General features: G+C 60.4%; 7 protein-coding genes and 2 tRNA genes. 5 read left to right on the top strand and 4 right to left on the bottom strand.

What is annotated here, in order from left to right; translation table 11 throughout:
• Nucleotides 1-157 precede the first annotated feature (157 nt).
• A tRNA-Gly gene (locus HQL44_16985) sits at nt 158-231 on the bottom strand.
• Between the two features lie 49 nt (nt 232-280).
• Nucleotides 281-366, bottom strand: a tRNA-Tyr gene (locus tag HQL44_16980).
• A 245-nt stretch (nt 367-611) separates the two neighbouring features.
• On the opposite strand from HQL44_16980, the gene rlmB reads away from it, so the two are divergent.
• From rlmB to HQL44_16960, 4 genes are all read left to right on the top strand, one after another.
• The gene (rlmB, locus tag HQL44_16975) at nt 612-1,421 is read left to right on the top strand and encodes a 23S rRNA (guanosine(2251)-2'-O)-methyltransferase RlmB (protein ID MBF0270278.1); all 810 of its coding nucleotides are present in this window, start codon (nt 612-614) and stop codon (nt 1,419-1,421) included.
• Nucleotides 1,422-1,488: 67 nt separating this feature from the next.
• A complete protein-coding gene (locus HQL44_16970; GenBank protein MBF0270277.1) occupies nt 1,489-1,710 on the top strand; it encodes an AbrB/MazE/SpoVT family DNA-binding domain-containing protein in 222 nt (73 codons plus the stop codon).
• Nucleotides 1,711-2,109 carry a type II toxin-antitoxin system VapC family toxin gene (locus HQL44_16965; protein MBF0270276.1) on the top strand — a complete coding sequence of 133 codons (399 nt, stop codon included), beginning with the start codon at nt 1,711-1,713 and terminating at the stop codon, nt 2,107-2,109.
• Nucleotides 2,110-2,124: 15 nt separating this feature from the next.
• Nucleotides 2,125-2,535 (top strand): nuclear transport factor 2 family protein, encoded by a 411-nt coding sequence (locus HQL44_16960; protein ID MBF0270275.1) that lies wholly within the window; start codon nt 2,125-2,127, stop codon nt 2,533-2,535.
• Between the two features lie 6 nt (nt 2,536-2,541).
• Here HQL44_16960 and HQL44_16955 read toward each other — a convergent pair whose 3' ends face one another.
• Both HQL44_16955 and HQL44_16950 read right to left on the bottom strand, forming a co-directional pair.
• Entirely contained in the window at nt 2,542-2,910 is a 369-nt protein-coding gene (locus tag HQL44_16955; GenBank protein ID MBF0270274.1) for a hypothetical protein, read from the bottom strand.
• 284 nt (nt 2,911-3,194) lie between these two features.
• Nucleotides 3,195-4,121, bottom strand: coding sequence for a response regulator (locus tag HQL44_16950; GenBank protein ID MBF0270273.1), 927 nt, complete (start codon nt 4,119-4,121; stop codon nt 3,195-3,197).
• Between the two features lie 50 nt (nt 4,122-4,171).
• Here HQL44_16950 and HQL44_16945 point away from each other — a divergent pair, with 50 nt between their 5' ends.
• Nucleotides 4,172-6,211 (top strand): sel1 repeat family protein, encoded by a 2,040-nt coding sequence (locus HQL44_16945; protein MBF0270272.1) that lies wholly within the window; start codon nt 4,172-4,174, stop codon nt 6,209-6,211.
• Nucleotides 6,212-6,386 lie beyond the last annotated feature (175 nt).

The raw sequence follows: 6,386 nt of genomic DNA, 5'->3' as shown, positions 1-6,386 counted from the left end.
ATCGTGCCGACGTTGCAATGCGGCTTGTTCCGCTCGAATTTCGCCTTTGCCATGACCCTGCGTGCTCCTGTGATGCTTTACTAATGTGTCCGAACAAAAGTGACTAACCTATCGACTTCGACCTTAATATATACAGACCGCCGGGCGACCTGGGCCTTGGAGCGGGTGAAGGGAATCGAACCCTCGTCGTAAGCTTGGAAGGCTTCTGCTCTACCATTGAGCTACACCCGCCCAGTAAGCCCTTGATTCGACGCCTATTCCTCCCGTCGCCGCCAGCCGGTGGTGGAGGGGGAAGGATTCGAACCTTCGAACTCCGTAGAGGGCAGATTTACAGTCTGCTGCCATTGACCGCTCGGCCACCCCTCCGCGCCACCGGCCAACCGGTTCGGCGGAAGTGCGAAACATAAGGATTTCGCGGCCCTTGTCAACTTCAAAACACAAGCATAAACAAATCCAACGCTACCCGAAACCCTGCTAGGGTCCCCGGAGCGTTCTAAATCATGTCTGGAAGGCTAGCACGTCTGCCTTCCTGAATCCAAGCCGCTCGCGAAAGGGCCAGAAATATGACCGATAATCAGCAACCTTCACGCCGCCCTGGGGCTTCGGCAGGCATGAGCAAGAAGGAAAAGCGCCTGAAATACGCGGGCAAAGGCGGGCCGAAGCGCGCCAAACTGGCCAAGCTGAGCGGTGGCGAAGGCTTATGGTTGTTTGGTGTTCACGCTGTGAACGCTGCCCTGCGCAACCCGGAACGCACTTGCCGCCGTCTGGTCGCCACCGAGGACCGGGTGAAAGAGCTGGACCCCGCCCTGCTGGCCCGGGTGAAAAAGGTGGAAACGTCCGACCGGCAAGGAATCGACGCGCTGTTGCCCCCCGGCACGGTGCATCAGGGCTTGGCCCTGGCCGTCAACCCCCTGCCCGATTTGTCCTTTGACGATCTAAAACGGTCGGCCTTCATCAAGGACCGCGCCGTACTGGTGATGCTGGACCAAGTGACCGATCCGCAAAATGTGGGCGCGGTGCTGCGTTCGGCCGCCGCCTTCGCGGCCTTGGGCGTGATCATGCAAGACCGTTTCGCCCCCCCGGAATCGGGCGCTTTGGCCAAGGCCGCCTCGGGCGGGTTGGAATCGGTGCCGCTGGCCAGGGTCGTCAATCTGTCCAAGGCGCTGGAGGAATTGAAGGCCGAGGGTTTTGTCGCCATCGGGCTGGAAGCCACGGCAGAAAAGACCCTGCCCGAACTGGCGCCGCTGCCCAAGAAGGTGGTGCTGGTGCTGGGATCGGAGGGCGAAGGCATGCGCCAGAAACAGCGCGAAACCTGCAGCCTGCTGGCCCGCCTGCCCATGGTGACCGAAGGACCGGTGGACAGCCTGAACGTCTCGAACGCGGCGGCGATCGCCCTTTACGAGGCGGGACGGGCTGGCTGAGACATGTCCGGATTGAAAATTGGTGCGGATATGTCTATTGTATATCCCATAAAATGAGGGCGCCTGCATGACACGGACATCGCTTTTCAAATCCAACCGGTCGCAGGCCGTCCGCTTGCCAAAAGACGTCGCTTTTCCGGTGGGAGTCCACGAAGTCTCCATCGTCAAAGATGGCATCCGGCGCGTCATCACGCCCGCCAACGCGACGTGGGAAGATTTCTTCAATGGCTCCGGCATCGATCTTGGTGATCGCAGTCAGCCCAAGCCGCAAGAGCGAGACCCGTTCTAAATGTTGCGCCACATGCTGGACACGGATATCTGCATCCGCGTGCTGCGCGACCGCCCGCAATCGGCTCGAGAACGTTTCAATGCCGAGGCGGACGGGCTTTGCATCTCAACCGTGACGCTGGGCGAGTTGCTGTATGGCGCAGAGAAATCTGCCCGTCCCTCCCACCACCGCAAGGAAGTTGAATATTTTGCCGCCCTTTTGCAGGTCTTGGACTTTGATGGGCAGGCAGCGCTTCATTTCGCCGAAATCCGCGCAAGCCTTGAAAGCAAGGGACAAGGCATTGGCGCTTACGACACGATGATCGCGGCACATGCAAGAAGCCGTGGTCTCGTCGTCATCACCGGCAATCTCAAGGAATTTTCGAGAGTTGAAGGTTTGAGATCGGAAAACTGGCTATAACGACGAGGATCGGACATGGACATCGAAACATTCATGCAAGGCTATAAGGCGGCCTGGGAACAGCGCGACCCGGCAATGTTCGCGGCCCTTTTCCAGCCCGAAGGGCGCTATCACAACACGCCCTTCCAGGTTCAAAGCGGCACCGCACAACTGGTTGAATATTGGAAGCGCGTGCAGCTTCAAGAAGACGTAAAACTCACTTATGAAATCCTCGGCCCCAACATCGCCCATTGGCACACGACCTATCAAGTCGCCTCCGAGGAACTGTTTCAAATCTGGGCCAAATCGACGGGGACCAATCTGGTGGCCTGCAAGCCCGGCGATCCGCTGCCCAGGATGGTGCTGGACGGAGTTTTGAAAGCGACGTTCTCGGGTGGATTGTGCGCCGAAGCCCGCATCTGGTGGCATAGCCAGCCGATGGTTTAGGGGGGGCTACTCGCCCTTTGTCGCCATCAAGCGGCGGCTGGCGGCCAGCATGCCGCCTTTGCGGCTGCGGAATTCGGCCTTCATCTTCTGCTCGGCCACCCACATCTTGGCCTGCGGGTAACCGGCGGCGGCGCTTTTGTTGATCCAGGTGCGCGCCTCGCGCTCCAAGCCGCCGCGCAGATAAATCTTGCCGATGGCGTATTGGGCGTCGGGGCGGTCGCCCATCAGATCCCTCATGTTTTCGATGGCCGCCTTGTCCACGTCCGACAGATATCCTTGGTCGCGCTGCAAGGAACCGACGGCGAAAGCCGGGGCGCTTTGCAGGGCGGCGATCACCGCGAGAACCATCATGAGAAGGGGGCGTTTTGTTTCCATGGCCCAACGATGGCACCAGCGCGAATACTTGTCGAATATTTTTTATTGATGGAATTTCATCGCGTTTTATTTCGAAAACTTGACGAAGATTTCAGTCAAATTTTATGAAAATGGCCTGCGATCTTACGCGGGCAAGGCCCGCGCGCGAGCCTGTCCCTCCGGGGGCGGGCCAACCAAATGTCCTGCCGACATTGTCGGCGGGCGAGCGTGAGCCAAGGGATGCGGAGCATCCCGCCCGGCGCTTGAGGCTTGCGTTAATCGGTAACGATTAACGCAAACTGGAATTACGCCACCTTGGCCGGGCAAACCAACGGCGTGCGCGTAGCATGATCCAGGATATATGCGGCGTCCGCATCGTCCTGGGGCGGGAAGCCCAGGCTTTCGAAGCTGAGCTGCGGCGACAAACGTTGCACCGGCTCGCCATCTCTGACCGGCAGATCGATTTCGATGCGGGCGGCCTGATCCAGCAGGCGTTCGACCAGATGAATGCACATCTCTTCGGTCGTCGTGTTCAAGAGAATGCAGAATTCATCCTCGGCGCTTTTGGCCATCAAATCGCTGCCGCGATGGCATTTCGTCAGCAGATTGGCGGTTTCCACCATCAGCCGATGCGCCGTTTCATAACCGTGGCGCTGAAAGACTTCCTTCAGATTCTGAAGGCGCACGAACAGCATGGTTCCAGCGAAATCCGCCCGTTTGGACAGCGCCAATATCTTGGGCAGGATCTGTTCAAGCGCCCGGCGATTGATGACGCCCGTCGCCTTATCGGTGCCGCCGCCGTGATAAAGCTCGTCGTCCATGTCCAGCAGGCGGCGCGCCAAATCCAGACGCAAGCGCAGTTCCACCCCGTTGAAGGGCTTGTTCATGAAATCGTCGGCGCCGGCGGCCAAGGCTTCGGTCAAGGCTTCCTTGTCGGTGCGAGAGCTGTAGAACAGGATGTAGGTGTAATGCGGACGCGGGATGGCGCGGATGGCGCGCACCAGTTCCAGCCCCCCCATATCGAGAATGTCGAAATCCAGAATGACGATGCGCACATCCTCGACGCGGAACCATTCCAGCGCCGCCGCCCCCGAATCCTCGCCATGAACCGTATAGCCCAGCTTCTCAAGGCGCGAGCCGACGATGCGGGCGAACAACGGGTCTCGATCCGCCACCAGAACCTTGGGAGCGGGCGAAAAACGGTCACTCTTAAGAAAATCGCCATCCCCCATGGGGGCCACCTTTGGCAGTCTAAGCTGCCTATTGTTAGCCCACAGCCTGGATGCCCGCAAGCGCCCCCCTTCCCAAGCGGCTGTCTTTCTTCCAGAATGCGCGAAACCAATCTGGAAATCAGCCCTTGAACGCCCTGACCCGTCTTGCCCTGCCCCTTTCCCTGCTGCTGCTGTCTTCGCCGATGGCGCTGGCCAGCATGCCCGATGCCCTGGAGTTCTACGCCAAGGGCGACTATGAGCAAGCGGCGCAATTGGCCAACCAACTGGCCGGACAGGGAAACCGCGAGGCTGAACGCCTGCTGGGCGAGATGCACGAGAATGGACGCGGTGCCGTGCAAAACGACGCGCTGGCCTGGGCGCATTACAGCAAGGCGGCCCAGGGCGGCGATACGGAATCCCAGTATCGGCTGGGCCAGATGCACGAAAGCGGACGCGGCGTGCCGCAAAGTTTTTCCGACGCCGTGAAATGGTATCAGCGCGCCAGCCTGTCGGGTCATACCGGCGCCAAGGCGCGGCTGGGCAAGTTGGCCCTGCAGGGCAAAGGGGGCAAGGTCAGCTTCAACAAGGGGATCAGCCTGATCGCCGAAGCCGCCCTGATGGGCGAGCCGGAAGCGGAAACGCAACTGGCCGAGTTGGAGCGCCGAGGCTTGGCCTCGGCTAGCCGGATGGTTGGGGAAGAACCCGCCGACGCCGAATCAGCCGCTGTCTTGGCCGAAGTCGAGACGATGATCCACACGATCGGCGCGCCCTTGCCCCTGGGTCCCGATCTTAGGCTTGGCGGCAAGCCCTTTATCGCCAAGCAAAGCCAAAACTCCTGGACCCTTATCCTGCCCAAGCCGGAAACTGGCAGCGCCAGCGAAGGGGCCGCTTGGAAGGCGGGCAGCATTCGCATGACGATCACCAAATCCGGCGACGCAAATCGCGACGTACGGATTTCCTTGCCCAGCTTGTGGCGCCACGTCAACCATGCCGGCCGCGAGACAGGGCGGCTTGAAATCGGCCGCCAGTCGGTCACGGCCCTGTGGTCGCCAGCCCAGCGTCAATGGCTGCGCCATCATGTCTTGCTGAACGCCATCAAGCTGACCTCGCCCGAAGGCGATGGCCATGTGGAGTCTATCCTGTCGCTGTTGGAGACCCAGCCGGGGAGCGAGGGCAAGGGCACCAACCTGACCCAAAGACTGCGCCTTCAGAAGGTCGAACTGAAAAGTTCGGGGCAACCCAGCGTCTCCTTTGATCTGCTGGACGCCAGTTCAACCCTGGAAAGCCTGGATGTGAACGCCTACCGGTCGGGCGTGGCCCTTTCCGGCGATGCCGCCTCGCTTCTCGCGGGCATGACCGGCAAGGTGAAAATCACCGATCTCAAACTTTCGGGCGGCAAGACCGTGCGCCAGGACATCGCCGTCGGATCGCTTGAAATGGAACTGGGCGCCCAGGGGCTGGATCAGGCGACCAGCCGCCTGAGCGGCAGTTTCGAAGCCAGCAAGATCAGCGGCAGCCAGGCCGACAACGCGCCGTCGCTACTGCCCGCCAACGCCCTGCCCGAACGGTTGGTCGCCAAACTGTCTTGGGAGAAGTTGCCGCTGCGCGATTTGAGCCATCAGGTTGCGGCCATGTTCATGCAAGGAGAGCGCCGTCAGGTCCATGCCGGGCAGATGATGAACGACGCTCTTTTCGACATCATGGCGACCTTCGCCGACGCCTTGATCGACGCCAAAAGCGAAATCAAGATCGAAGAAATTTCAGCCACGGCCCAGGAATGGGGAATCGAGGCCAAGGGTTTGTTCTCGCCGGAACGCGGCCAAACGCTTCCCTTCTCGGGCGTTCTTAGCATCACCGGCCAGGGATTGGACAGGCTGATCAAGACGCTGGACGACGGCTCCAGTTTCGCCGCCGTCATGCTGGATGGGCTAAGGCGCACCTCGCCCCCCAAAAAGGATGAGCAGGGACGTGAATTGTTCGAGGTCACCTTCGGCGCCGACGGGGCCATCGACATCAACGGCCAGCGCTGGAGCGCGCCGGACGCCCCGGCGAAACAGCCGGGCGGCAAGGCGGGCGGCAAACCCACGCCCTTGGCCAAGCCAAAGAAGTAGGCTCTTCGACGCTGGAAGTGGAATTTGTCGGATGCTTTAATCCGTCATGGCCGGGCTTGACCCGGCCATCCACGATGTTCTTGCAATAACGTCAGAAGACAAGGCGTGGATGCCCGGCACAAGGCCGGGCATGACGATATGTTGAAAGATTGGCAATTCCACTCGAAACGTCGAA

It is taken from the genome of Alphaproteobacteria bacterium (assembly GCA_015231795.1).
Classification (GTDB): Bacteria; Pseudomonadota; Alphaproteobacteria; order Rhodospirillales; family WMHbin7; genus WMHbin7.
The sequence above is the reverse complement of the archived record's forward strand: the minus strand, read 5'-3'. Positions and strand labels throughout refer to the sequence as shown.

Excerpts from the sequence above, each read along its gene's own strand:
- rlmB (MBF0270278.1), top strand. The coding sequence starts at position 612 with ATGAGCAAGAAGGAAAAGCGCCTGAAATACGCGGGCAAAGGCGGGCCG.
- HQL44_16970 (MBF0270277.1), top strand. The coding sequence starts at position 1,489 with ATGACACGGACATCGCTTTTCAAATCCAACCGGTCGCAGGCCGTCCGC.
- HQL44_16965 (MBF0270276.1), top strand. The coding sequence starts at position 1,711 with ATGTTGCGCCACATGCTGGACACGGATATCTGCATCCGCGTGCTGCGC.
- HQL44_16960 (MBF0270275.1), top strand. The coding sequence starts at position 2,125 with ATGGACATCGAAACATTCATGCAAGGCTATAAGGCGGCCTGGGAACAG.
- HQL44_16955 (MBF0270274.1), bottom strand. The coding sequence starts at position 2,910 with ATGGAAACAAAACGCCCCCTTCTCATGATGGTTCTCGCGGTGATCGCC.
- HQL44_16950 (MBF0270273.1), bottom strand. The coding sequence starts at position 4,121 with ATGGGGGATGGCGATTTTCTTAAGAGTGACCGTTTTTCGCCCGCTCCC.
- HQL44_16945 (MBF0270272.1), top strand. The coding sequence starts at position 4,172 with ATGCCCGCAAGCGCCCCCCTTCCCAAGCGGCTGTCTTTCTTCCAGAAT.